The organism is Micromonospora sp. NPDC003816 (assembly GCF_042874705.1).
Taxonomy (GTDB): domain Bacteria; phylum Actinomycetota; class Actinomycetes; order Mycobacteriales; family Micromonosporaceae; genus Micromonospora.
Map to the genome: position 1 here is coordinate 142,223 of NZ_JBIANP010000011.1, position 25,405 is coordinate 167,627.

Here is a 25,405-nt window from a genome sequence, read left to right on the forward strand (position 1 = left end):
CCGCCCTACCAGAGCGGCCAGTCGCCGCTGGCCGCCCAGCGGGTGACCACCGCGACGGTGGCGATGCTCCAGCCTCCTGCGGTGACGATCGCGATGCCGGCCGCCGTTCCCCGGTCACCGAAGCGGACCAGCACCAGGGCGGCGATCCAGGCCACGCCACCGGCGATCAGGGTCCACCAGGCGTACCCGGCGAGGCTGCGTCCGAGCAGGGCGACCAGGCCCAGCCAGGCGAGCGCGCCGACGGCTCCCGACGCGACACCGGCACCACTGACCGGGTGCGGCTCGCGATAGGTGGGTCGTCGCGGGCGCCCGGACGGGAAGAGGCCCGAGGGGCTGTACGGCATCATCCCTGCCACTCTCCCACCCGTGGACGTCCTCCTCCCACCGTAGGCGATACCTGTCAGGATGGCCCGATGGTCTCGCTGAGGATCGGACGCCGTCGCGCGTACGCCGTGCTGCTGCTCGTGCCGGTGCTCGCCGCCGCCGGCTGCGGGACGCCCCCTCCCCCGCCCGTGGGGTCGCCGACCGGCTCGGCGACGCCGCCGATCACCGGCGAGGCAGCGCCGCCGACCGACGCGCCGGCTCCGACCGCCGCGACGCCGGACACCGCGGACCAACCGGCGGCGACCGCCAGTCCGACCCGCGCCGGGCTCCGGCACGTCTTCCCGGTACGCGCGACGAAGGTGGCCTACCACCCGACCCACTCGGCGTACCCGGGGACCGACATCTTCGCCGACTGCGGCGAACCCTTCGTGGCGGTCACCGACGGCACGATCGGTGAGGTCAGCCGCCGGGACCGGTACGACAGGCAGGGGCCGCAGGGGCCGTACAACGGTGGCCTGTCGGTGTCGGTGCTCGGCGACGACGGCGTGCGCTACTACGGCTCCCACCTGACCGAGGTCGCCGACGACATCGCGCCGGGCGTGCGGGTACGCGCCGGGCAGCAGCTCGGCACCGTGGGCCGGACCGGCAACGCCAACAACGTCTGCCACCTCCACTTCGGCATCTCCCCGCCGTGCCTGGGTGAGGACGGTTGGTGGATCCGCCGGGGCGTGATCTGGCCCGCGCCGTACCTCGACTCGTGGCGCGAGGGCGGCAACCGCGAGCCGGCGGCGAAGGTGGCGGCGTGGCACCGCAAGAACGGCTGCCCGGAGCGACCCCCGGCGCGTTGAGCCGGAGACGTCCCGTCCCGCGTCATCCGCATTTCATAAGTCCGACACATTGACGCAGGTCGTGCCGGTGAACTACCGTCGCGTAACACGGAGAGAGCGCTCTCTCACGGAATCAACCCCCCCAAACGACGACGAAACGCGCCGTCGACCGGCGCGCCATGGAGGAAAGATGCGACCTCCCGTCCCACGCCGTACCCGTCATCGGCTGCTGGCCGCCACCGCCGCAGCAGCCCTCGTCCTCGGCGGGCTGGCCGTCACCGCCACCTCCCCCGCGCAGGCCGCGCCCGTCGGCGCCGGCAGCTACACCACCACCCCCGTCGGCCCGCTGCCCAGCGGCTGCGGCGACATGACCACCAACCCTCGGCAGTTCGCCACCGCCGACGCGCCGCCCGGCCCGATCCCCACCAACGACTGGTGGTCCTCGCTGCTGTGGAAGCGGCTCAACTGCTCCTTCAGCGAGCCGCTGCACGCCCACCCGGCGTCCTACCGGCCGGTCACCGACGGACTCGGCTTCTCCGCCGAGTCGGTGGCCGCCATCAGCGGCACCGCGACCGGCGTCGGCGAGTACAAGTACCCCTACGTCGAGGACATCCGGGTCGGCGTGGCCGGGCTCGCCGCGCCGATCGTCCGGGTCGCCGACTGGACCGACTGGACGGTCACCCCGTACTGGAGCGACGGCACCCGTACCCTGCGCGCCACCATCGGTCACGGCCTGCCGTTCGCGTACTTCCGCACCACCGGCGGCGACGCGGTGATCAACGCGAACGGCGGCGGCTTCACGGTCTTCTCCAACAGCGCCGGCCGGATCAGCTTCAGCGTCCGGGGCCACGACTACGTCGCGTACGCGCCGTCCGGGGCCACCTGGACCGTGAGCGGTACCCGGATCAGCTCCAACCTCGCCGGACGCGGCTACTTCTCGGTCGCCCTGCTGCCGGCCACCGGTGACGCCACGGCCCGCGCCCAGCTCGCCACCACCTACGGCCAGTACGCGCACGCCCACGTCACCGGCACCCGGGTCGGCTACACCTACAACCAGTCGACCAGCCGGGTGGAGACCCGCTACACCTTCACCACCACCCCGCGCGAGGGCACCGAGACGCGGACCGTGGTGAGCCTCTACCCGCACCAGTGGAAGTCGCTAACCGGCGCCACCCCGATCGCACCGACCTACCCGTCGGCGCGCGGCCGGATGAAGGTGCTCACCGGTGTCGGCGAGTTCCGCACCTCGATGCGGTTCCACGGCGTACTGCCCGAGCTGCCGGCGGTCGCCACCGGCGCCGGGGCCGACCTGACCACGCTGCGGCAGCATCTCGCGGCGGTCCGGAGCAACCCGATGGACCAGCGCGGCGGTGACACCTACTGGACCGGCAAGGGCCTCGGCCGGGCCTCCCGGATCGCCGAGATCGCCGACCTGGTCGGCGACACCGAGACCCGGACCTCGGCGCTGAACGCCATCCGGTCCACGCTCAACGACTGGCTCACCGCCTCACCCGGCGAGACCGAGCGCCTCTTCTACTACGACCAGCGGTGGGGCACCCTGATCGGCTACCCCGCCTCGTACGGCTCCGACCAGGAGCTCAACGACCATCACTTCCACTACGGTTACTACATCGCCGCCGCCGCGACGCTGGCCAAGTTCGACCCGTCCTGGGCCCGTCAGGACCAGTACGGCGGCATGATCGACCTGTTGATCCGGGACGCCAACAACTACGACCGGGCCGACACCCGCTTCCCGTACCTGCGGGACTTCGACATCTACGCCGGACACGACTGGGCCTCCGGGCACGGCTCGTTCGCCAGCGGCAACAACCAGGAGTCGTCGTCCGAGGGGATGAACTTCGCCAACGCCCTGATCCAGTGGGGGCAGGCCACCGGCAACACCGCGGTCCGGGACGCCGGCATCTTCATCTACACCACGCAGGCGGCGGCGATCCACGAGTACTGGTTCGACGTCAACGACGAGAACTTCCCGGCCGGGTTCGGGCACTCGAACGTGGGCATGGTCTGGGGCGACGGCGGTGCGTACGCCACCTGGTTCAGCGCCGAGCCGGAGATGATCCAGGGCATCAACCTGCTGCCGATCACCGGCGGCCACCTGTACCTGGGCTACCACCCGAACTACAACTCCATCAAGTACCAGGAGCTGGTCCGCAACAACGGTGGCGAACCCACCGTGTGGCAGGACATCCACTGGCAGTTCCTCGCCCTCGGTGACGCCGACTCGGCGCTGGCGAAACTGCGCGCCAACCCCGGTTACACGCCGGAGGAGGGCGAGAGCCGGGCACACACCTTCCACTGGATCCGCAACCTGGCCGGGCTGGGCCGGGTCGACACCGGGATCACCGCCGACCACCCGCTGGCCGCCGTCTTCAACCGCAACGGCGCCCGCACCTACGTGGCCAGCAACATCTCCGCCACCCCGCTGACCGTCCGGTTCTCCGACGGTACGCAGCTCACGGTGGCCGCCGGGCGTACCGCCACCAGTGGCGCGCACACCTGGAGCGGTGGCAGTGCCGGCGGGGGCGTACCGCCGGGCCCGACGCCCACCCCGACCCCGACGCCGACTCCGACGCCCACCCCCACGCCCACCCCGACGCCGACGCCGACGCCGACGAACCCGCCGGGCTCGGGTCAGCCGACCCGCTACCTGCTCGCCGGCGGTGGACTGGGTACGGCCGGCACCGCCGGGACCACGACCGTGGCCAGCGCCGGTGGCACCAACCGGGACGGCACGCCGACCAACCCGTCGGTGTTCACCGCCACCGGGCTCACCCTCGACCACACCGGCGGACAGACCGCCTTCGACCTGCTCCTCGACGCGGGCAACGCGGTCGGCAACGGGGTGCAGGTACGCGTCTCGTACGACCTGACCGGCAACGGGAGCTGGGAACGGGTGGAGACCTACCGGTACTTCGCCACCGACCCGGTGCCAGGCTGGGAGACCTACACCCAGGCGGCCGGGCTCCACTCCAGCACCGGCAGCCTCGGCAACCTGCGCGGCGGCACGGTCCGCGTGGAGGTCTGGTCCGCGATCGGCAACAACTCCAGCACGCTGGGCGTCGGTAACCGGTCGGTGGTACGCCTGCCGTACTCCTGACCTCTGACATCCCGCACTCCGCGCCGCCGGTCGTACCCCGACCGGCGGCGCGGACGCGTAGTTTCACCACATGCGTGACGCTGTTACTGACCTGCGCCGGATCGCGTTCCTGCTGGAGCGTGCCAACGAGGCCACCTACCGGGTGCGGGCCTTCCGGTCGGCGGCGAACGCGCTGGCCGCGCTACCCGCCGCCGAGGTGGCCGAGCGGGCCCGCAGCGGCACGCTCACCGAGCTGGCCGGGGTCGGTGACGTCACCGCCCGGTGCGTCACCGAGTCGCTGGCCGGAGAGGAACCGGTCTATCTGCGTCGGCTGGTCGCCACCGAGGGCACCGACCTGGACGCCGAGGCGGCCACGTTGCGTGACGCGCTGCGCGGTGACTGCCACACCCATTCGGACTGGTCCGACGGTGGTTCGCCGATCGAGGAGATGGCGCTGGCCGCGGTCGAGCTGGGCCACGAGTATCTGGTACTGACCGACCACTCGCCCCGGTTGAAGGTGGCCCGGGGGCTGACCGCGGATCGGCTGCGCCGCCAGCTCGACCACGTGGCCCAGCTCAACGAGGCGCTGCCGGAGGGCTTCCGGATCCTCACCGGCATCGAGGTCGACATCCTCGCCGACGGTTCGCTCGACCAGGACGAGGAGTTGCTGGCCCGGCTGGACGTGGTGGTCGGCTCGGTGCACAGCGGCCTCGGCGACGACCGGGCGAAGATGACCCGACGGATGGTGAGCGCCGTCGCCAACCCGCACCTGGACATCCTCGGTCACTGCACCGGGCGCATGGTGTCCTCGCGTCCGGCCGGGGTGACCGGACCCGGCGACCGGGGGCATCGGGCCCGGACCCGGGCGGAGAGCGACTTCGACGCCGAGACCGTCTTCGCCGCCTGCGTGGAGCACGGCACCGCCGTGGAGATCAACTCTCGGCCGGAGCGGCAGGACCCGCCGAAGCGGTTGATCCGGCGGGCCCTGGAGGCCGGGTGTCTGTTCGCGATCAACACCGACGCGCACGCACCGGGGCAGCTCGACTGGCAGCGGTTCGGGTGCGAGCGGGCGGCCCGCTGCGGCGTACCCGCCGACCGGGTGGTCAACAGCTGGTCGGCGGAGGACCTGGTCGCCTGGACCCACGGCTGACCGTTCCCGTCCGAGGCCGCAACCGGACCGGCCGTGCTGCTCCGCTGCCCCGCCGGGCGGGTCACGTAGGGTTCGCTGCGTGGGACGAATCGATGACCTCGCGAACCGGTACGTCGCCGACTGGGCGGCGCTGAGTCCGGCCGGCGCGACCATGGTCGGCATCTCCGGGCACGACGACAAGCTCGACGACCTGTCACCCGACGGGTACGCCGCCCGCGCCGACCTGAGCCGGCGCACCCTGGCCGAACTCGACACCGTCGAACCGGCGTCGGAGGCCGAACGCACCGCCCAGGAGGCGATGCAGGAGCGGCTCGGTCTCGACCTCGCACGGTACGACAGCGGCGAGACGAGCAGCGAGGTCAGCGTCATCACCTCCGGGTTGCACGAGATCCGGATGGTCTTCGACCTGATGCCGCACGAGGGCGAGCAGGCGCAGGCCGACATCGCCGCCCGGCTGAACCTCTTCGCGGGTGCGTTGGAGTCCTACAAGACCACGCTGCGCGAGGCGGCTGCCGCCGGACACGTCAGCGCGCGGGTGCAGTTGCTCGAGGTGGCCAAGCAGTGTGACACCTGGGTCGACCCGGAGGGCGACAACGTCTTCCACGGACTCGTCGAGCGACTGGGTGCGAGCGGTGCCCTCGACGCGGAACTGCGCCGGGGCGCAGCGGCGGCCACCGCCGCGACCGCCGAGTTCGGGCAGTTCCTGCGCGCCGAACTGGCCCCGCACGGTCGGGAGAAGCAGGCCGCCGGGCGGGACCGCTACGAGTTGGCCTCGCAGTACTTCCTCGGCGCCCGGGTCGACCTGGACGAGACGTACGCCTGGGGGTTCGCGGAACTGGCCCGCCTGGAGGCCGAGATGCGGACGGTGTCGGCGCAGATCGCCGGGCCGGGCGCCACGATCGAGGAGGCGGTGGCCGCGCTGGACGCCGACCCGGTCCGCACGATCCGGGGCAAGGAGGCGTTCCGCGACTGGATGCAGGGGCTGGCCGAGCAGGCGATCAGCGACCTGAACGGCACCCACTTCGACATCCCGGAGCAGGTCCGGCGGATCGAGTGCATGATCGCGCCGACCAGTGACGGCGCGATCTACTACACCGGTCCGAGTGAGGACTTCAGCCGGCCGGGCCGGATGTGGTGGTCGGTGCCGCAGGACCTGACCGAGTTCTCCACCTGGCGCGAGGTGACCACGGTCTACCACGAGGGGGTGCCCGGCCATCACCTCCAGGTGGGGCAGACCGCCGTCCGGGCGGAGCTGCTCAACCGCTGGCAGCGGCTGCTCTGCTGGGTCTCCGGCCACGGCGAGGGCTGGGCCCTGTACGCCGAGAACCTGATGGACGAGCTGGGTTACCTGGCCGATCCGGGCGACAAGCTCGGCATGCTGGACGGCCAGGCGTTCCGGGCCGCCCGGGTGATCGTCGACATCGGCATGCACCTCGAACTGGAGATCCCGGCGGACAACCCGTTCGACTTCCACCCGGGCGAGCGCTGGACGCCGCAACTGGGGTGGGAGTTCCTGCGGGCGCACTGCCGGGTGCCGGACGAGATGCTGCGCTTCGAGCTCAACCGCTACCTGGGCTGGCCGGGGCAGGCCCCCTCGTACAAGGTGGGCGAACGGATCTGGCTCCAGGCCCGGGAGGACGCCAAGGTCCGCAAGGGGGCCGACTTCGACCTGCGGGAGTTCCACCGCCAGGCGCTCGACCTGGGGGCTCTCGGGCTCGACCCGCTGCGTCGGGCGCTGGACCGGCTCTGAGAAACGGGCCCGGGACGAGGGTCACCCCTCGTCCCGGGCGTACCGGGATCAGCTCCGGTCGGAGTCGCTGCGCGGGGCGCGTTGCCCCGGCACGGTGGGCTCGTCGGACTTCCAGTTGGTCGACGCCGGAGGGATCTCGTCGGACAACGGCCCGCTCTGCCGCTGGTCGTCGCGGACCGCCGGCTGGTCGACCCGGGTCGGCGCCGTGTTCGCGGCATGCCGGCCGGTCGCGACGCCCCGGCCACGGTCGCGGGAGACCAGCAGTCCGACGAGGATCATCGCCAGACCGAGTACGGCGAGCCCGAGGGGCGCGTACACGCCGAGGAGGGTGAGCTGGCCCCGGCTCTCCTTGGCCCGCTCCACCGAGGACGCCACGGTCTCGTCGTTGTAGGCGAAGTCGGCGTCGAGCAGCGTCACCTGGGCACCCGTGTTCGGCACCAGCACCTTCTTCTGCTGCTCGCGCACCTTCAGGTACGAGCCGGTCACCGGGTCTACCCAGACCGTCCGGGTGTTGCTGTAGACGACGTCGCCGGAGGTCGCGCCCGGGGCAAGCGCACCGAGCAGCAGTCCGACGCGGTCCGCCGGTAGCGGCAGCTTCTCGTCGGTGATGACCTGCTCGTACCGGTACGCCTCAAGCCCGTTGACGTCCTCGGTGCCCTTGAACGCGGCCACCCGGGTCTGCCGCAGATCCCGGTCGAAGACCTCGTAGTCGGTCTGGTCCGAGTGGAACGGGAACTTGTAGATCTGCCCGGCGTACGGGACCTTCTCCTGGGTGCCGCTGTCGTCGAGGTAGCCCTCGCTCCACTCGACGGCGGCGCCGGAGACCCGGTCCAGGGCCAGCTCGGCACCGTACGCGCTGACCAGCTCCTTGGTGTCGGTCCGGTCGACGGTCTGGCCGACCCGCCAGACCACCGCGTCACCGGCCAGGTCGCCGCTGAGCGCCGCGGTCTTGTCCCGCTCGGGGGTGACCAGGATGGTGGACTTGAGGTCGGCCTGGTTGATGGCCGCCGCGCCGTTGGTGATCTGCAGGAAGGTGGCGTTCCTGGCCTCGGCGACCGACGTCGAGGAGTCCAGGTCGTAGGGCAGCTTGGTCATCGCTGGCTTGACGACGAACACCAGCCCGGCGGCGAGCGCCAGGAGCAGTACGCCGCCGCCGAACAGCACGGCACCCACGGCGCGGTGCTTCATGTTTCCTCCCCGAGGAGCGAATTTTCGTCGGCATCGATTAGTGTGGCCGCGAGGTTACTACCAAGTCACATAGCGACGCGACCCCCGGTCAGCCCCGATTTCGCCACCTCGTCGGGTCGTTCGCCGGCGGACCGCCGCAGGACGAGGACGAAGTTCCACGCCACCACCTCGCGAAGGCCCGGCACCCGGATCACCCACCGCGCCCACCAGGGGTGGTAGCGGGGCAACGCGTCCACCACGTCGACGTCGCCGTTGCCTCGCGCCCACCGCAGGGTGTCCGAGATGGAGACCGGAAACAGCGTCTCCTGGAAACGGTTCTTCGGCGGTCGCCCGTGCCGTCGCTCGTAGCGGCGACGCGCCCGGTGCCCACCGAGCCAGTGCCAGGGTGCGGTCTCGTGCCCGCCCCACGGCGACAACCAGGGCGTGTACGACACGAAGAGCAGCCCGCCCGGCCGGGTCACCCGCACCATCTCGTCGAGCATCGACGCGGGATCCCCGACGTGTTCCACCACGTTGGACGAGAACGCCACGTCCACACTTCCGGTCCGCACCGGCAGCGCCGTGCCGCTGCCCCGCAGCATCCCCGACACCGTCTCGCCGCCGGTCGAGAAGTCACCCACGTCCGGGTCCAGCCCGACGTACCACGCCCCGGCGGCACGGAAACTCGTCGCGAAGTATCCCGGTCCGCCTCCCACGTCGAGCACCGTCCGCCCGGCCAGCTCGGTGTAGCCGGAGACCTGGCGGACCGAGTCGGCGGCGAGCAGTCCGTAGAAGTGGTCGGGATCGGTCTGCTCGACCAGGAAGGCCCGGAACAGCGTCACCGAGCGCCGCAGGGTCGCGAAACGGCGCAGTGCCGCCCGCCGCGTACGGTCGTCCACCGCAGTCACCGTGCCACCGCCCCGTCCTCGCCCTCGCTGTCGGCGCCGGTCACACCGGGCGACTCCACCGGTGAGACCGGCGTCACATCATCCGGTACGGGGGGCGCTGCGCGTACACCGGGGACCGGCACCACTGCGGCGACCACCGCACCGATCGCGACCAGCATCGCCGCCTGCACCCACGTCCCGTACGCCCAGTCCTGCCCGTACCCCTGCAACCGGCCGGTCACCGCGACCGCCGTGGCGACGGACAACCCGCCCAGCACCACCACCGGTAGGGCGCGCGGGGCCAGTTGGCGAAGCACCATCGCGGCCAGCACGATGGCCACCGGCAGCACCCCGCCCAGCACGACGAGCAGCGCCAGCAGCACAGCTCCGATCGCCCACGGAGACGTCTCGGCGGGTACGCCGTCCGGTATGTCGCCGTCCGCCGCAGGCCGACGGCGGGCCGGCCACCCGGCCAGGACCAGCACCCCGGCCGCCGTCAACGCGCCCGCACCCAAGCCGACGCGGTACGGCTGGTCGGGCGCGAAGACGAGTCGGACCTCGCCGCCGGCGCCGGCCGGCAGTACCCACGCCTGTTGCCACCCGTCGACGCGGGTGGTGGTCAGCCGCTCGCCGTCCAGCGTGGCCGTCCAGCCGGAGTTCGCGTTCTCCGGCACCACCAGCAGCGCCTGCTCGCCCGCCGCGACCACGACCGTGCGGTCGGTCGGCGCCCAGTCGCGCACCTCGACCTCCCGATGCCGTGGCGCGGCGGCCACGTCGCCGTCCGGCCGCAGCGTCGCGTCCTGCACGACGAACCCGGCCGACGGCGAGGTCACCAGCCGGTGACTGCCTGCGGGCAGGTCCAGCACCGCACCGTCCTCGCCGCAGACCCGCACCGGCACCGGCCGCCCGGCCCGGACGTCGGCCAGGTTGGCGGTCACCGAGGTGCGGTAGCGGAAGCCGTCCATCTCGACGATCGGCCCGTCACCGCAGCCCTCGACCACCTGGGTGTCGGCGGCCATCGGCGTGAGCAGGTCGGTCAGGGCCGGGATCTCCACCTCCGCGATGCCGGCGGTGGCGGGCCAGCCGTTGACACGCTCGTCCGCCAGGCGGTGTTCGGTCTCCAGCACGACGATCTCGATCCGGTCGGTGCGGACCGCCGGGAAGCGGACCACACCGTCGGCGTCGACCGGCACCGTGACCTCCCGCTGCGGCGTGCGGATCTCGACGCGTCGCGGCAACGAGCCCACCGGCAGGTCGGCGGCGCGCAGCCGCACCTCGTCGATCCGGCGCTGCCCCGCCCAACTCAGCCGCAGGGTGGGACGCAGGTCGTCGGTACCGGCGAGCCAGGCCGTACCCGGGTCACCGTCGACCGCCGCGTACGCCGCCACCGCCGCGTCCCCGCCGAGCTGCGACGAGGAGGTGGCGGTCAGCTCGCTCTCCGGCAACGTCCACTCGCCGCCCGGCCGGGGCACGGCCCGCAACTGGATCCGGTAGGTGCCCGCCGTCGGGTTCCGGAACACCCGGTCCAGACCCGACGGCTCCTCACCGGCCCTGGCCAGGAACCGGTCGCAGCGGATCACGCTGTCTCCCACCGCCGGCCCGGCACCGTCGACCGGGCTCGGATGACACGCGGGCCGGTGCGCCGCGCCACGGCTGAACGCCCACCTGACCGGCGTGGACGTGGTGTCCGGCAGGTCGGTCGGCACCCGCAGGCCACGCGTCGGCTCGGTGTCCGGGATGGTCATCTCCCGGATGCCCACACCACCGTCGACTCGACCGTCGGCCACCTGCAACACCGTCACCCGTACGCGGCTGGTCGAACCGGGAAGGGTGTAGTACGAGTGGGCGCCCAGGGTCTGGGCCACCTCGTGGTCCACCGAGCCCCGGTCGGTGGTGAGGCGGAACCGTGTCACCGGCCAGCCCACCGCGAGGTCGCTGACGAACGCCAGGCGCACACCGTCCACCGGACGCGGTGTGTCCAGGTCCACCTGGAGCCACTGGCCGACCGGGCCGCCCAGCGGTGCCGAGTGCCACGCCGTGCCGGGATCGCCGTCCAGAGCCGCGAACGGCAGGCGCGACGAGTCGGCCGGGCCGAAGGAGTCCACGAAGCTCACCGCCGAGGAGGCACTGACCTCGCGTACGCCCTGGTAGACGGCGGTCGTCTGGTGTCGCTCGTCGGGAAAGGGCAGCAGGTCGAGCGCGACCCGACCGAGCCGCCCCTGCTCGTTCGCGGCCAGCGTCTGGGAGAGGTTGTCCCGGACCCGGCCGATGTCCCGCTCGCGGCGCCGCAACCCGTCCGTGACGATCCAGGAGTCACCGGTGGCGTCGGGATGCCGCTCCCGGTCGCCGGCGAGCACCACCGGCCGGTCCCGTTCCACCATCCGCTGCTCCAGCAGGGGCAGCAGCGACTCGGGGCCCCCGCTGACCGTGGGCACGTCGGCGGTGAGCACCGCCGAGGCGGCGGGGACCGGTCGCTGCACCTCGTACACCTCGACCGCCGGCAGGGTGCCCGCCGGGTCGTCGACCGGGCTGCTCCAGGTGGGGGCCAGGACGTCGGTGGTGCCGAAGGTCGCCACCCGGACGATGCCCGGCGAGTCGGCCAGCGCCCGACGCAACACCGCCACCGGTGGCGCGTCGACCTGGGGCCGGTCGATGTCGTTGCGCAGCAGCAGGTGCCGGAAACCGGAGCGGGCGAGCAGGTCGGCCAGCCCCGCCGAGCCCCGACCGCTGGCCAGGGCCTCCTCGACGGTGTCCATCATCCGGGTGTTCCCGGCCGAACCGAGCGGCACCTGGTGGCGTACCGCCCATGGTGCCCCGGCCAACGCCTGCAGGGGCTCGTCGACGGTGCGTCCCCACTGGTACTGCCCGAAGCTGGTGCCCGGCACCACCAGAGTCCGGGCCAGCGCGTCGCGGTCGGCGAGCCAGGTCGCCGCCGACCGCCAGTGCGGTGGCAGGTCGGACCAGCCGGGCCCGGGCCGCAGCAGGCCCAGCCACGCGGGTGCGGCGGCTCCGAGCACGAGCAGCAGCACCGGCACGAGGACCAGCGGCCGGAGCCGCAGCCCGGGTCGGCGTCGGACGAGCGCGTGGTGCAGCCGGGTGGCCACCGCGTCGACACCGTGCGCGAAGCCGAGCATCAGCGGCAACCGCAGCACCGGGTCGAGCTTGTGGACGTTGCGGAACGGTGCCAGCGGGCCGTCCAGCAGCCCGCGCACCTGCTCGGAGACCGGGCTGTCGAGCGCGCCGACGTAACCGACGGTGAGCAGGGTCAGTCCGGCCAGGAAGCCGGCCACCAGGAACCGTCGTTCGGGCAGCAGGTTGCCGGCCAGCCCGGCCAGGCCGATCAACGCCATCACGGCGGTCAGGGTCATCAGCACGGGATGGTCGATCAGCAACCAGCCGGCGGGCCACCAGGGCTCGCCCTGCACGATGTACGCCACCCACTGGTTGGTGCCGCGCACCGCCTGGAACAGCGAGGCGACCGCCGTGGTCGTGGTGGACGACTCGATGTGGTCGAGGAACGGGAGGCTGTACTGGCCGAGCAGCAGCAACGGCACGATCCACCACAGGCAGACCCCGACCACGCTGAGGCACCACCAGACGACCAGGCGCCGATGCGCGGCGTCGAAGCGGCGGGTGAGCAACCACATGCCGGGGAGCAGCAGTGCCAGCAGCACGACGGCCGCGTTGATCCCGCCCATCCCGAGCACCGCCAGCGCGGAGAGTGCGGCGGCCCGCCGTGGTGAGCCGATCCGGCGCACGGTGACCAGCGGCAGCAGCACCCAGGGCAGCATCGAGGCGGCGAGCGTCTCCGAGGAGAGCGCACCGACTTCGGTCAGGATGCGCGGGGCGAGCGCGTATCCGAGCGCTGCCGCGTACCGGGTCGGTTCACTGCCGATGCCCAACGCGCGGGCCAGCCGCAGCAACCCGTAGAACGCGGCGACGAGCAGCAGCGCCGTCCAGAGCCGCTGGGTGATCCACGGTGGAATCGACAGCAGTTGCCCGACGGCGAAGAACGGACCCATCGGGAAGAGGTAGCCGTACGCCTGGTTCTGGAGTTCCCCCGAGGTGGCCTCCGGGTTCCACAGGTGCAGCGCGCGGGCCATGAAGTGGATCGGGTTGGCGGCGAGGTCGAGCTTGGTGTCGAAGGTGACCTGGCCGGGCCGCTGCACGAAGGCGATCACGGTGAGCAGGAGCATCGACAGCGCGGTGCCGGGCGAGCGGCGCAGCGCCGACAGCAGCCGGCTCACCTGCGGCACTCCGGGGGCTGGCAGCCCAGGTCGGCCAGGGCGGAGAAGAAGATGCGGCGTATCCCGCCGTGCTGCCTGGTCACGAACACCCGTCCCCCGGTCGCCTCCGCGATCGCCGTCAGCTCCGCCGGGTCGACGTCCTCACCGAGTCCGATGAAGATGATCGGCAGTGGCTGGCGCGGTTCCTGCAACCGCGCCAACTCCGCGAGGAGTGCCGCCCGGCTGATGCTCTCGTCGTCCTCGTTGCGACCGTCGGTCATCACCAGCACCAGGTTGATCCGGCCGGGCGTCCAGTTGCGGCGGGCGTCCCGGTACGCGGCCAGCGTGCTGTCGTACAGTCCGGTCCCGCCCTGCGGCGTGACCCGGACGGCGGCCAACCGTTCCGCGAGCAGTCGTCGCTGCGGACCCAGCGGGCCCACCGGCAGGATCTCCCGGTAGTCCCGGTCGCCGTCGAGCTTCGTGGAGAAGGTCCAGATGCCGAGTTCGCTGTTGTCGAGGAGCAGCGCGGCCCCCTGCTCGGCGGCCCGGACGGTCGCCTCCAGCCGGCTGCCCTCACCGGGCACCTGCGCGGCCATCGAGCCGGAGACGTCCAGCAGGGTGAGGATCCGGCCGCTGCGCTGCACGCCGCTCCAACCGGTCAGCACCTCGGTGACCACGTCCTCGGCCGGCAGCGGGACCGGCCGCCGCTCCTGCCCCAGCAACCGGCCGTCGTCCGGCACGGCCGGCGGGAAACCGGCCGAGGTGCGGAACCCGTAACCGGTGAACACCTGCTGGGCGGCCGGGGTGAGCAGACCGGTGAGGAAACCGGCGGCGGCGTCCCGCGCCCGTCCCTGGGTGGCGGGCAGCACCACGTACGGCAGGTCGAGCCAGGGGACGGCGATCTCCGGGTATGCCGCGACCAGCTTGTCGGTGCCGGCCAACGCGTTGTGCTCCCGCACGGCCTGCTCGGTGACGGCGACGGCATCGGCCCCGCCGGGCAGCGGTCGGCCCGGCGTGAGCGAGCCCTCCGGCGTGTCCGGGCTGAACGTCCGCTTCGCGAGTGCGCGCAGGGTGGCCGTCGTGGTGGCGGCCGAGTCCCGGTTCTCGTCGGCCAGCACCCGTACGCCGAGCAGTGCGGCGGACCCGGCCGGGTCGACCGCCGGGTCCGGCACACCCACCTCGACGTCACGTGCCGTGGACCCGACCAACGCCGCCCAGGTCAACCGCTCGTCCGGCCAACCCGAGCGGCGGGCCAGTCGATCGGGCACCGCGAGCACCACCGGGGTGCTCGCGATGGAGGTGCCCTGCCCGGCGACCTCGAACGCCCCCGCCGCCCGCGCCCGTCGCAGCCAGAAGGTCGACTCGGGTACCCAGACCTCGGCCACCTCCACGCCGTCGGCGAGGTCCCGGGCGACGACGGCCGACTCGGAGGTGCGTACCTCGACGGAGACGCACGGCTGGCTGCCGGCTCGCACCCGCGCGACCCGGTCGAGCGCGGGAGCGATCAGCGGAGCGGCCACCACGCGCAGCCGGACCTGGTCGACGCAGGTCGGTGTGCCCCGGTCGGCACGCACGTAGGCCACCGCCGCCCAACCGGTCAGCACCACCGCCAGTGCGGCGCTGAGCAGCACCACCGGCGAGCGGTGGAACGGGGCCCGCGTCGGCGCGGGACGGTCGGCCACCATCGCGGCCTCACCTCCTCGTCAGCCCTGCGCCCACCTTTCGACGCAGGTCACAACGCCACCACGAGCGAAGGACTCGGCGATCGCGGGCGGTTGCGCTGCACACCCTGCCAAGGTTTGCGTCCGTCGGCAAACCCCCGATCGATGGACGGTCATGGGCCGTCACGGCCGGAACTGCCCATTGCGCACTCGGGCCGGGCGGTCCTAGGGTGGCGCGATCGTGCTCAGTTACTCACCAGTAGGAGCAGCGTGGACACCAACGGCACCCCCTCCCGCCACGTCCTGTTCCTCAACTGGCGCGACACCACCAACCCGGAGGGCGGCGGGTCGGAGGTCTACATCGAGCGCATCGCCGCCGAGCTGGTCGCCGTGGGGCACCGGGTGACTCTGCTCTGCGCCGCGCACGACGCCGCCGCGACGGCCGGCACCACCGATTCGGGGGTCCGCGTGCTACGCCGGGGCACCCGGATGACCGTCTACCTCCGCGCGGCGCTGACCTGCATCGCCGGCCGGTTCGGGCTGGGACCGCTGAGCCGTCGCCGACTGGGCCGGCCGGACCTGGTCGTCGACGTGTGCAACGGGGTGCCCTTCTTCGCCCCGCTGTACGCCGGACGGCCGGTCGTCGCGCTGGTGCACCACGTGCACCGGGAGCAGTGGCCGGTGGTGTTCGGCCCGTGGATGGCCCGGCTGGGCTGGTGGATCGAGTCCTGGCTGGCGGTACGGCTCTATCGGCGCTGCCGCTACGTCACCGTCTCCGAGGCCAGCCGGGCCGAACTGACTTCGCTCGGCGTGGCCGCCGAGCGGATCGACGTGGTTCCCAACGGCACGCCGCCGGTGATCGGCCCGGCGTGGCCGCGTACGCCGCACCCCTCGCTCCTGGTGCTCGGCCGCCTGGTCCCGCACAAGCGGGTGGAGATCGCGCTGCGGACCGTCGCCGCGCTCGCCCGGGAACTGCCCGAACTCGAACTGGTGGTGGCCGGGCAGGGCTGGTGGGAGGAGCCGCTGCGGGAGCTGTGCGCGTCGCTCGGCATCACCGACCAGGTGCGGTTCGCCGGATTCGTCAGCGAGGAGGAGAAGCACGGGCTGCTCTGCTCGGCCTGGATCGCCCTCACCCCGTCGCTCAAGGAGGGGTGGGGCCTGACCATCGTGGAGGCCGCGGCGCGCAGCACCCCGACGGTGGCGTTCCGCTACGCCGGTGGCGTCGCCGAGGCGATGGTCGACACCAGGACCGGCCTGCTGGTGGACGACGAGGCGGAGTTCACCACGGTGGTCCGTGACCTGCTCGGCGACGACGTCCGACGCAAGGCGATGGGCGAGGCCGCACTGGCGCACGCCGCCCGTTTCACCTGGGCCGCGACCGGGGCGCGGTTCGCACAGCTGGTGGCACGGGCGACCGCTGCCACCGGTTGACGTCCGGGCACGGCGACCGGGGTGCCCGCAGATGCGGACACCCCGTCGTCACTTCTCAGGTCAGCGCGTGCCGTAGAGGGGCGCCTCGGTCTGCTCGCTCACCGTGGAGTTCGCGGCCTCCTTGGCGGACGGGCTGAGCACGTTCGTCAGACCGACGCTGCCGAGCATGCCGAGCACGATTCCGAGTACCCCGACGGCGATGAACGCAGGCAGGTTCTTCATCCACCTTCTCCTTCCGCGGGACTCGCGTGCCGGGACGTTACCACGCGGTAGCACCATTGCGCAGTGCCCGAAAGACCGACGGCCAGCAGCGCCGTAGCGGCCAGCAGATGGGCCAGGCCGACCGGCCCCGGCCGCGCCGGTCCGGGTGCGGCGGTCCACAACGGATTCTCGTACAGGGTCAGCTCGGCCCCCGCGTACCGCAGGCGCAGGCCATCCAGCGTGACCGCGTCCGGCGGCGGCCCGGCCGCCCGTTGCACCAGCACCCAACGAGGGTTGGCCGACACCACCGGCTGCCCGGCCGTCAGGGCCTCGCGCAGCCGCGCCGCCCGCACGTCCTCACCGGCGACCGAGGTGCGGCCCACCCGCAGCGTGTCGTCGATCAGCACCGGCACCGCGAGATAGCGGGGTGCCGGATCGATCACCACCTGACCGTCGTTCCAGGCATAGACCTGGTACTGCTGGAACGGCAACGAGACGACCTCGCCCGGACGCTCGGCGACCAGCCGGCTCACCGTCGCCCAGTCGGCCGGCCAACTCACCGGACGGAGTCGACCGGCAGCACCGAACGCCAGGTCGGGCAGGACCGCCACCGGCAGCAGTGCCGCACCGACCAGGAACACCCGCCCGGTGGCGGCGTCGAAACGGGCGGTCAGTCGCCCGGCGGCACGCTCCGCACCCAACGCCACGGCGACGGCCAGCGCCAGGACGTACGGCACCAGCAGTTTCTGTCCGTCCCGCACCAGACCGGCGCCGGGCACCGTCGCCACCGCCCAGCTCAGCAGCGCCGCCCCGCCGGGCAGGACGCCCAGTGCCGCGACCAGCCACGACCCCACGGCGAGCACACCGAGACGCACGACGACCGGTCCGGCCCACCGACGCCGCAGCAGCGGTACGCCGTACCCGGCGACCGCCAGCACCAGCACCGTGGCCAGGGGCACCAGCCAGCTCGCCCGGGAGGCCGGGGTGGCATCGGCGCTCCAGATGCCACCCGTGCCGGCGAGCGCCACCCACGGGCCGGCCCAGTTCTCGCCCCGCGCCGCGAAGGCGGCGACCCCGGCCGGATCGGAGCGCGCGTCACCCGCCCCGGCCACACCCGCCACCAGCCACGGCGCGTTCAGCAGCACCGCCACGCCCAACCCGGTCGACGCCGCCCGAAGCGCCCCCGGGTACCGCCCCACCAGCAGCACCGCCGACACGACCAGCGCGAGCAGCCCGCCGGTCGGTGTGATCGCCGAGGCCGCCACGCACAGCAGCAGCCGATGCAGGGCGTACCGCTCACCCGCGCGGACCCCGATCGCCGCCCTCAGCAGCCACGGCAGCACCGCGTACGCGACGAGCAACCCCCACTGGCCGATCAGCAGCCGCTCGGCCAGGAAGGGAGTCCAGGCGTACCCGAGTGCCGCCACCGCCCGCACGGCCACCCGCCCGGTGGGGACGAGCCGCGCGGCACCCAGCGCGGCCAGATAGAGGATCGCCACCAGGACCAGCCGTTGCAGCACCCATCCCGGGACCAGTTGCCCCGCCAGCGCCACCACCGCGTCCTGCGGCACGGCCCGGGGCAGCGCGGTGGCCGGGGCGATCAGCTCCCAGCTCAGTGTCTGCCGAGGCACGAACACCATGTCGTACCGCAACACGTAACCGGGTAGAGCGAGCGGGGCGAGCACCACCGCCACCACGGAGGCCGCCACCGCGTGCGGCACCAGCCGTTCCCGCATCCGTCGACCCCATCACAGCCGGGCGCGGTATCGGCCGCGCTGGTGGCGGCCACTGTACGCGGCGCGGTGCCGCCGCAGCCGTCGAACCATCCGTTGGCCTGATGGGGGGCGCCACGCCCGATGTGACACCCTTCCCGCCATGACATCGACGGGGGCGGACGTGACGGCGGCACCCGACCGGACCGCCGGCCGGTGGGGCGGCGACCCGATCCGGGCGACAGCGCTGGCCATGATCGCGCTCAGCGTGTTCTGGCGTACCCACGTGGCGTTCCGCGGCTTCCTGGCCGCCGACGACTACGTGCTGATCACCCAGGCTGCGGAGTCCGACCTGACCGTCGCGCACCTGTTCGCGCTCTACAACAACCACCTCATGCCCGGCGGGCGGTTGATCGTCTGGCTGGTCACCGAGTACGTCGGCCTGCACTACTGGCCGTACGTGCTGCTCATGGCGATCGGTCAGGCAGTCCTCGGCGTCGTCTTCCTCCAGTTGCTGCGCCGCCTGCTCCAGCCGTCGTGGCTGATCCTCCTCCCGCTCGGACTGCTGCTGTTCAGCCCGTTGACCCTGGAGGCGACGTCCTGGTGGGCGGTCGGCGTCAACATGCTGCCGATGCAGATCGCCATGGTGCTCGCGATCCGCGCACAGGTCGACTACGTACGGACCCGGCGGCCCCGGCACCTGGTGGCCCTGGCCCTCTCCGTCCTGTTCGGGCTCTTCTTCTTCGAGAAGGCGATCCTGGTCGTGGCGCTGGTCTTCCTGCTGACCGCCGCCCTCTACGCCGACGGCGGCCCGCTGCGCACCGTCTGGACCACGATCCGTCGCTGGTGGCCGTCATGGCTGCTGCTGACGGTGCTCTCGCTCGTCTTCATGGCCGCGTACCTGACCCGGTCGGAGTCCTCCCTGCGCCGGCCGGACTCTCCCGACGAGGTCTTCTCGTTCCTGACCCAGATGCTCAACTCGACCGTCGTGCCGGGTCTGGTGGGCGGGCCGTGGCAGTGGCTCGGTGCCGGTGACGGCGCACCGGTCACCGCACCGCCGGAGATCGGCACCTGGATGAGCTGGGTGGTCGTCGTCGCCGTGGTCGTGGCGACGGTCCGCCTTCGCCCGCGCGCCGGACGGGCCTGGCTGCTGCTCGTCGCGTACCTGGTCATGGTGGCCGCGATGCTGGCCGCCACCCGGCTCGGGTCGGCCTTCAGCGGCGTGGCGGGCGGTGTTCCCCGGTACGTCAGCGACGTGGTCGTGGTCGCCGCGATCTGTCTCGGTGTCGCCGTGGTCGGGCTGGCCCGGTCGCCCGCCGCCGCGCCAGCCGACACCGCACAGCCCGACACCGCACAGCCCGACACCGGGCCGGTCACGCCGGCACCGGCCGGATCACCGCCACCCGGGCTGTCCGGTCCGCTGCCGGAGCGCTACCGGGAGCCGGTGGGTATCGGGCTCGCGCTGGTCCTGGTGGCCGCTGGTCTGGGCACCGCCTGGACGACCTCCCGGTACGGCGACGAGTGGGCGGCGAAGTCCGGACGGTCGTACATCGACACGGTGCGGATCGAGTTGGCCAGCGCGCCGCCCGACACCGTCTTCTTCGACTCCCCGGTCCCGGACAACGTCGTGCCGCGCCTCTCGGAGCCGTACAACCTCCAGTCCCGCTTCTTCCGCGCGCTCGGCGCCCGTCCCACCTACGTCGACGAGGCCGAGCACCCGTCGGTGCTCGACGGGCTGGGCCGGGTCAAGGTGGCCACGGTCGTGGGCAGCACGATCCAGCCCGGTCCCCGCGAGGGCTGCGGTCACCTGGTGGCCGGCGGCGAGACGGTCCGGATACCGCTGAACGAACCGCGCTTCTCGTGGCACTGGGTGGTACGCGTCGGCTACCTCAGCTCGGCCGACGGCACGGCCACGCTGCGGCTGGGCAGTGGTGAGGCGGTGTTCCCGATCAGGAAGGGGCTGAACCAGCGCTTCTTCCGGATCGTGGGCGGCGGGGACAGCGTGGAGCTGACGGTGACCGGCACCGACCTGACGCTCTGCACGAACGAGATCGCGATCGGCGATCCGGCACCCAAGCCGGAGGGGTAGCCCTCGACACCGGTCCGTACGCCACCCGGCGGACCCGACCCTCGGTCACTCGGGACGGAACAGCACCGAGTTGACGTAGCGCGGACGCGGCCAGACGACCCGTCGGGCGAAGCTCTGGCCGACCCGCGCGATGGACTCGCGCTGGTGCCCGCCGAGGTCGAAGTCGGCCAGCGGGATCCACTGCCGGTCGGGCAGCACGTACCCCCGGTACCCCCAGGAGGTCAGCAGGTCGATCAGCGGCTCCATCGGTTGGATCCGCTCCTCGACCTCGATCAGCAGCACCGGACGGTCCCGCCGGACGGTCTCCGCCGCGCCCCGCAGCGCCGGCAGTTCGTGGCCCTCGATGTCGAGCTTGACGAACCGCACGTCGGTGAGGCCGAGCGAGTCGAGCGTGATCCGCCGGACGGACACCGGCTGGCCCTGCGTCTCGTCCTCCAACGACGAGGTACCGACGATCGCCCCGCCCTCGGGGAGATAGAGCGTCGCGGTGCCCTCGTGGTCGGAGACGGCAGCCTCGACCACCTCCACGGCCGGGAACGCCACCCGGAGCTGACCGGCCAGGGCGCTGGTCGGCTCCACCGCGACCACCCGGTCGGCACGGCGTACCAGCCGCGCCGTCCACGGCCCGTACCAGGCGCCCACGTCGACGGCGGTGCCGCCGGCCGGCACGAAGTCGACCAACCGTGCCAGTTCCGGTTCCACCCGGGGGTAGACCCGGCGGATCGCCCCGGCGAGCAGCCGTTGCGGGAGGATTGCCGCCACACCGGAGGTCGCTGCCGGTGACAGCTTCGTCGACGCCATGGGGCAGCACACTAGACGCTCACCGGCCGCTGGGGCAGGGTCTGTCGGAGACAGCTACCGGCCGGTAGGGTCTTGCCGGTCGGGGCCGTCTCCCCGACTCGGATCCGCCCGGGGCCGGACCCGCACGGGTCCGCCGGCCCGCCGGCACGACGCGGAGTGGCATGACACGGACCACGGGCAAGGACGCCACGACGGTACGCTTCGGCGCGGCCGGTGCCGCCGTCACCGTCGCCACTCTGGCGACCAATGCGCTGGCGTACGTCGTACCCGTGCTGGGGGCACGCCGACTGAGCGCGGCCGATCTGGGCGCCCTGGCCACCGTGCTCGCGTTGGCGGCGATCGCCGCCGTTCCCGGTTTCGGTCTGCAGATCGCGGTGGCGGCGCACCGGGCCCGCCTCGGCGGTGGTGGCGAGGCCGGGTTGGCTCTGCGTACCGCCACGTACACGGCGGCGGCCACGCTCGCTGCCGCACCCGTGCTCTCCGTGGTCCTGCGACTGCCGGTGACGCTGTCCCTGCTGCTCGCGGCGACCACGTTCGCCACCGTGCTCAGCGGCCGCTGGCTCGGCGAACTCCAGGGGGACCAGCGGTTCCTGCGGCTCGCCGCCGCGATGACCGTACTCGCCGCCGGCCGCTACGGCGGACTGGTCGTCGGCCTCCTGGCAGGTCGGGGACCGGTGGTCTGCCTGCTGCTGGGTACGCTCACCGGCCTGCTCGCCATCCCGGTCCTGGCCCGCCTCGCCGCACCGTCCCTCGGCGTGACGCCTCCGTCGGGTCCCGCAGGCGTCACCGGTTCCGGGAGACTCGGTGGACGCCAGGTGACGACCGCCTGCGTCGCGACGCTGGCGATGCTCACCATCTCGTACGCCGACCTTCTCCTCGCCCGCCAGCTGCTACCGGCGGCCGACTCCGGCGCGTACGCGGTCGGCGCGGTCCTCACCAAGGGTGCGCTCTGGGCACCCCAGGTGGTCACGCTGCTGGTGCTGCCCCGGTTGGCCCGGCACGACCGCCGGGCCCGTGTGGTGGCGTTGGGCCTGATCCTGGCCTGCGGCGCGGTCCTGGTCGCGGCCGCCGCCATCGGCGGAGAGACGGCGTTCCAGCTCGCCGGCGGCGCCGACTACCGGCACCTGGCCGGGCTCGCGCCGTTGTTCGCCGCCACCGGAGCCCTCTACGCGGTGGTGTTCATGCTCGTCAACGATCGGGTGGCGACCGCTGCCCGGTGGCCGGCCCTCCCGTTGTGGGTGGCGTCGGCCGTGCTGGCCGTGGCAGCCACACTGATCGCGCCACGCACCGTCACCGGCGTGTTGTCCTGCGCCCTGGCCACCGCAGCCGGGACCGCGCTGGTGATGGGCTGGCTCGTCCTCCGTCGCGGCCCGTTGACCCGGAAGGGAATGGGCGATCACCAGGAGTGACCGCGACGACCGCCTCGACCTGCTGGACGGCCTCCCTGGACGACTGACGGGTCACTCGGACTCCCCGTCGGCCGCACCGTTGGTTACCGTAGTTGTCTTCCGGGTGGGTCCCATCCCCCTGCGGTAGTTCCCCGAAGAGGTTGCTGTGACGTTGTACGGCGAGAAGAAGCCCCCCGCCGACGATCGGCCCACCGTGGAAGTGACCGCGGTCGACTGGCCGAACGCGCGGTCGGAGCCCGAGGCGAGCCCTGCCCAGCCGGGCACACCGGGCCGGCCGCGCCGGTTCCGCCTGCTCCTCGCCTCCGGGGTGGCCACCGCCGTGCTCGCCTCGGTGGGCGCGGTCACCGTCTGGGCGTACGCCGGTGACGTGCCTCGGGGCACCAGCGTGATGGGCACCGAGCTCGGTGGCCGGAGTCGGACCGACGCGGCCCGTGAACTGCGGGCGCAGCTAGACCGTCGCGCCGCCGAACTCGCCGCCCCGATCCAGGTACGCATCGGCGAGCGGACCGCCGAGATCAACCCGGCCGAGGTGGGGCTCACCGTCGACGTGGACGCCACGGTGGCGGCTGCGGCGGCCACCGACGCACACGCGGTGGACCGGCTGGTCGGCTCACGGCAGGTCGACCCGGTGGTCTCCGTCGACGTGCCGAAGTTGGAAGCCGAGTTGGAGAAGCTCGTCGGCGACCAGGGCCGCAAGATGACCATGCCGGCGATCACGTTCACCGGCACGAAGCCGAAGGTGCGTCACCCCAAACCGAGCCTCGCGGTCGACCCGGAGCACTCCGCCGACGTGGTCAAGGCGGGCTGGTTGAGCGGTCAGCCGGTGACGGTGCCGTTGGTGGAGAACCACCCGGCCACCTCGGCCGAGGAGGTGGACCGCCTGGTACGCGAGCTGGCCGAGCCGGCGGTCGCCGCGCCGGTGAAGCTGACCACCGACCGTGGTTCGGTGAACATCCCGACGTCGGCCATCGCGAAGGGCCTCCGTTTCAAGGCCGACAAGAGCGGCAAGCTCACTGCCGGCATCGACATGAAGCGGCTGCGGGCGGCCCTGGGCGACCGGCTGAACGAGGTCGAGGTGGCACCCAGGGACGCCACGATGACCATCTCCGGCGGCAAGCCGAAGGTCGTCGAGGGACGCGCGGGCCAGCAGGTGGACACCAGCAGCCTCGGCGACGACCTGATGGCCGTCCTGCCCCGCACCGAGGACCGCACGATCTCGGCGAAGCTCACGGAGAAGAAGCCGAAGCTCACCGCGGAGAAACTGGGCGGCCTCGGCATCAAGGAGAAGGTCTCCTCCTTCACCACCCACTTCACCGGCGGCCTCTCCTCGGCACGCAGCCAGAACATCGTGACGATCGCCAAGAAGGTGGACGGCACCGTGGTGCTGCCGGGCGAGACGTTCTCGCTCAACGGGCACACCGGTGAGCGCGGGTACGCCCAGGGCTACCGCGACGCGCCGGTCATCATGGACGGCAAGCTGGTGCCGGGCGTCGGTGGTGGCACCTCGCAGTTCACCACCACGCTGTTCAACGCCACGTACTACGCCGGTCTCGAAGACGTCGAGCACAAGCCGCACTCGTACTACTTCAGTCGCTACCCCTCGGTCATCGAGTCGACCATCTTCTGGCCCAACCTCGACTTCAAGTTCCGCAACAACACCGATCACGGCGTTCTGATCGACACCTCGTACACGGGCAGTTCGCTCACCGTGTCGATCTGGAGCACGAAGATCTGGGACAGCGTCAAGACCGAGTACAGCCCGCGACGCAACATCACGTCGTCCAAGACCGTCTACCTGGAGCCGGGCCCGACCTGCATCCCCGCCAGCGGCAGCCAGGGCTTCACCCAGGACGCCTTCCGCGTCATCAAGAAGGACGGCAAGGTCGTCAAGCGGGAGAAGTTCACCTGGACGTACAGTGCCGAGCCGCGCTTCATCTGCGCCAAGGAGCCAGGCACCTGACGTCCACTCTCCACCACGCCCGCGTGTAAGGAAGGGTCCCCTGCTAACGCCTCGTGCATAGCAGGGGACCCTTCCTAACAGGGCTCAGGAGCGCTTCTTCTTCGCCCAGATGACGTAGACGCCACAGAGGATCAGCATGAGGACGGCGATGCTGGTCCATGCCCAGCGGGCGAAGGGCTCGTCGGCCACCAAGGCGCGGATGCCCGCCAGGACGGCGAACGCCAGAGGGCCCAAGCCGAACCAATGGGAGTGTTCGGAGAGGGTCAGATCCTTCATCGCCTGCCTCATCCGGCGAGTCTAGGTAACGACGGACCCCTCATGAATCACCGCCGCGCTGCCCCGGTTCAGGCTGCCCCGGTTCAGGCTGCCACGGTCGGGCTGTAGCGGTCGGGCTGTAGCGGTCGGCCTGTAAATGCGTTTAGGGCCACCCCCGTGGGGGTGGCCCTAAATCGAGAAGATGTCCGGCGGTGTCCTACTCTCCCACACCCTCCCGGGTGCAGTACCATCGGCGCTGGAGGGCTTAGCTTCCGGGTTCGGAATGTAACCGGGCGTTTCCCCTCCGCCATGACCGCCGTAACCTTATCAACATGTCAAACACAATCCGCACCAACACCAACGTGTTGGGGTGTGTTTGTTTGTTGTGAGTTACACAGTGGACGCGTAGCAACTTTGATAGTCAAGTCCTCGGCCTATTAGTACCGGTCAACTGAACC

Annotated in this window: 17 protein-coding genes and 1 rRNA gene; 8 read left to right on the top strand and 10 right to left on the bottom strand. The window is 72.1% G+C overall.

Annotated elements, in window-relative coordinates; all coding sequences use genetic code 11:
* Positions 1 to 5: 5 nt before the first annotated feature.
* On the bottom strand, positions 6 to 347 hold the full coding sequence (locus ACFYTT_RS26535; RefSeq protein ID WP_176095488.1) for a hypothetical protein: 342 nt from the start codon (positions 345 to 347) through the stop codon (positions 6 to 8).
* 66 nt (positions 348 to 413) lie between these two features.
* On the opposite strand from ACFYTT_RS26535, the gene ACFYTT_RS26540 reads away from it, so the two are divergent.
* From ACFYTT_RS26540 to ACFYTT_RS26555, 4 genes are all read left to right on the top strand, one after another.
* Entirely contained in the window at positions 414 to 1,172 is a 759-nt protein-coding gene (locus ACFYTT_RS26540; RefSeq protein ID WP_387263121.1) for a M23 family metallopeptidase, read from the top strand.
* 169 nt (positions 1,173 to 1,341) lie between these two features.
* Positions 1,342 to 4,269 (top strand): glycosyl hydrolase, encoded by a 2,928-nt coding sequence (locus ACFYTT_RS26545; RefSeq protein ID WP_387263124.1) that lies wholly within the window; start codon positions 1,342 to 1,344, stop codon positions 4,267 to 4,269.
* Between the two features lie 70 nt (positions 4,270 to 4,339).
* Positions 4,340 to 5,398 (top strand): PHP domain-containing protein, encoded by a 1,059-nt coding sequence (locus ACFYTT_RS26550; RefSeq protein ID WP_387263127.1) that lies wholly within the window; start codon positions 4,340 to 4,342, stop codon positions 5,396 to 5,398.
* Positions 5,399 to 5,477: 79 nt separating this feature from the next.
* Positions 5,478 to 7,148 carry a DUF885 domain-containing protein gene (locus ACFYTT_RS26555; RefSeq protein WP_131055708.1) on the top strand — a complete coding sequence of 557 codons (1,671 nt, stop codon included), beginning with the start codon at positions 5,478 to 5,480 and terminating at the stop codon, positions 7,146 to 7,148.
* 48 nt (positions 7,149 to 7,196) lie between these two features.
* On the opposite strand, the gene ACFYTT_RS26560 is transcribed toward ACFYTT_RS26555, so the two are convergent.
* The 4 genes from ACFYTT_RS26560 to ACFYTT_RS26575 all read right to left on the bottom strand — a co-directional run bounded on the left by ACFYTT_RS26560 (position 7,197) and on the right by ACFYTT_RS26575 (position 15,113).
* Complete coding sequence (locus ACFYTT_RS26560) at positions 7,197 to 8,336, bottom strand: DUF3068 domain-containing protein (RefSeq protein WP_387263131.1); 1,140 nt, start codon at positions 8,334 to 8,336, stop codon at positions 7,197 to 7,199.
* A gap of 65 nt (positions 8,337 to 8,401) precedes the next feature.
* On the bottom strand, positions 8,402 to 9,214 hold the full coding sequence (locus ACFYTT_RS26565; protein ID WP_254877002.1) for a class I SAM-dependent methyltransferase: 813 nt from the start codon (positions 9,212 to 9,214) through the stop codon (positions 8,402 to 8,404).
* Positions 9,215 to 9,219: 5 nt separating this feature from the next.
* Complete coding sequence (locus ACFYTT_RS26570; protein ID WP_387263134.1) at positions 9,220 to 13,449, bottom strand: alpha-(1->3)-arabinofuranosyltransferase; 4,230 nt, start codon at positions 13,447 to 13,449, stop codon at positions 9,220 to 9,222.
* Entirely contained in the window at positions 13,446 to 15,113 is a 1,668-nt protein-coding gene (locus tag ACFYTT_RS26575; protein ID WP_131053211.1) for a substrate-binding and VWA domain-containing protein, read from the bottom strand. The genes ACFYTT_RS26570 and ACFYTT_RS26575 overlap by 4 nt, the downstream gene beginning before the upstream one ends.
* A gap of 246 nt (positions 15,114 to 15,359) precedes the next feature.
* On the opposite strand from ACFYTT_RS26575, the gene ACFYTT_RS26580 reads away from it, so the two are divergent.
* Positions 15,360 to 16,520 (top strand): glycosyltransferase family 4 protein, encoded by a 1,161-nt coding sequence (locus tag ACFYTT_RS26580; protein WP_236145730.1) that lies wholly within the window; start codon positions 15,360 to 15,362, stop codon positions 16,518 to 16,520.
* 60 nt (positions 16,521 to 16,580) lie between these two features.
* Here ACFYTT_RS26580 and ACFYTT_RS26585 read toward each other — a convergent pair whose 3' ends face one another.
* Positions 16,581 to 16,742, bottom strand: coding sequence for a hypothetical protein (locus ACFYTT_RS26585; RefSeq protein WP_161594961.1), 162 nt, complete (start codon positions 16,740 to 16,742; stop codon positions 16,581 to 16,583).
* Positions 16,739 to 18,457, bottom strand: coding sequence for a hypothetical protein (locus tag ACFYTT_RS26590; RefSeq protein ID WP_387263138.1), 1,719 nt, complete (start codon positions 18,455 to 18,457; stop codon positions 16,739 to 16,741). Before ACFYTT_RS26590 ends, ACFYTT_RS26585 begins: the two co-directional genes overlap by 4 nt.
* Before the next feature lie 139 nt (positions 18,458 to 18,596).
* Between ACFYTT_RS26590 and ACFYTT_RS26595 the strand changes: the two genes are divergently transcribed.
* Positions 18,597 to 20,522, top strand: coding sequence for a hypothetical protein (locus ACFYTT_RS26595; protein WP_387263141.1), 1,926 nt, complete (start codon positions 18,597 to 18,599; stop codon positions 20,520 to 20,522).
* Between the two features lie 45 nt (positions 20,523 to 20,567).
* Here the strand turns inward: ACFYTT_RS26595 and ACFYTT_RS26600 are convergent, their stop codons facing one another.
* Positions 20,568 to 21,323 carry an FkbM family methyltransferase gene (locus ACFYTT_RS26600; protein WP_387263144.1) on the bottom strand — a complete coding sequence of 252 codons (756 nt, stop codon included), beginning with the start codon at positions 21,321 to 21,323 and terminating at the stop codon, positions 20,568 to 20,570.
* Between the two features lie 161 nt (positions 21,324 to 21,484).
* On the opposite strand from ACFYTT_RS26600, the gene ACFYTT_RS26605 reads away from it, so the two are divergent.
* Positions 21,485 to 22,732: a polysaccharide biosynthesis protein gene (locus tag ACFYTT_RS26605; RefSeq protein ID WP_387263147.1), complete on the top strand. Its 1,248-nt coding sequence runs from the start codon at positions 21,485 to 21,487 to the stop codon at positions 22,730 to 22,732.
* A gap of 145 nt (positions 22,733 to 22,877) precedes the next feature.
* Positions 22,878 to 24,692 carry a VanW family protein gene (locus tag ACFYTT_RS26610; RefSeq protein ID WP_176095500.1) on the top strand — a complete coding sequence of 605 codons (1,815 nt, stop codon included), beginning with the start codon at positions 22,878 to 22,880 and terminating at the stop codon, positions 24,690 to 24,692.
* Positions 24,693 to 24,776: 84 nt separating this feature from the next.
* Here the strand turns inward: ACFYTT_RS26610 and ACFYTT_RS26615 are convergent, their stop codons facing one another.
* Complete coding sequence (locus tag ACFYTT_RS26615; RefSeq protein ID WP_176095501.1) at positions 24,777 to 24,980, bottom strand: hypothetical protein; 204 nt, start codon at positions 24,978 to 24,980, stop codon at positions 24,777 to 24,779.
* A 171-nt stretch (positions 24,981 to 25,151) separates the two neighbouring features.
* A 5S ribosomal RNA gene (gene rrf, locus ACFYTT_RS26620) occupies positions 25,152 to 25,268 on the bottom strand.
* Between the last annotated feature and the right edge of the window lie 137 nt (positions 25,269 to 25,405).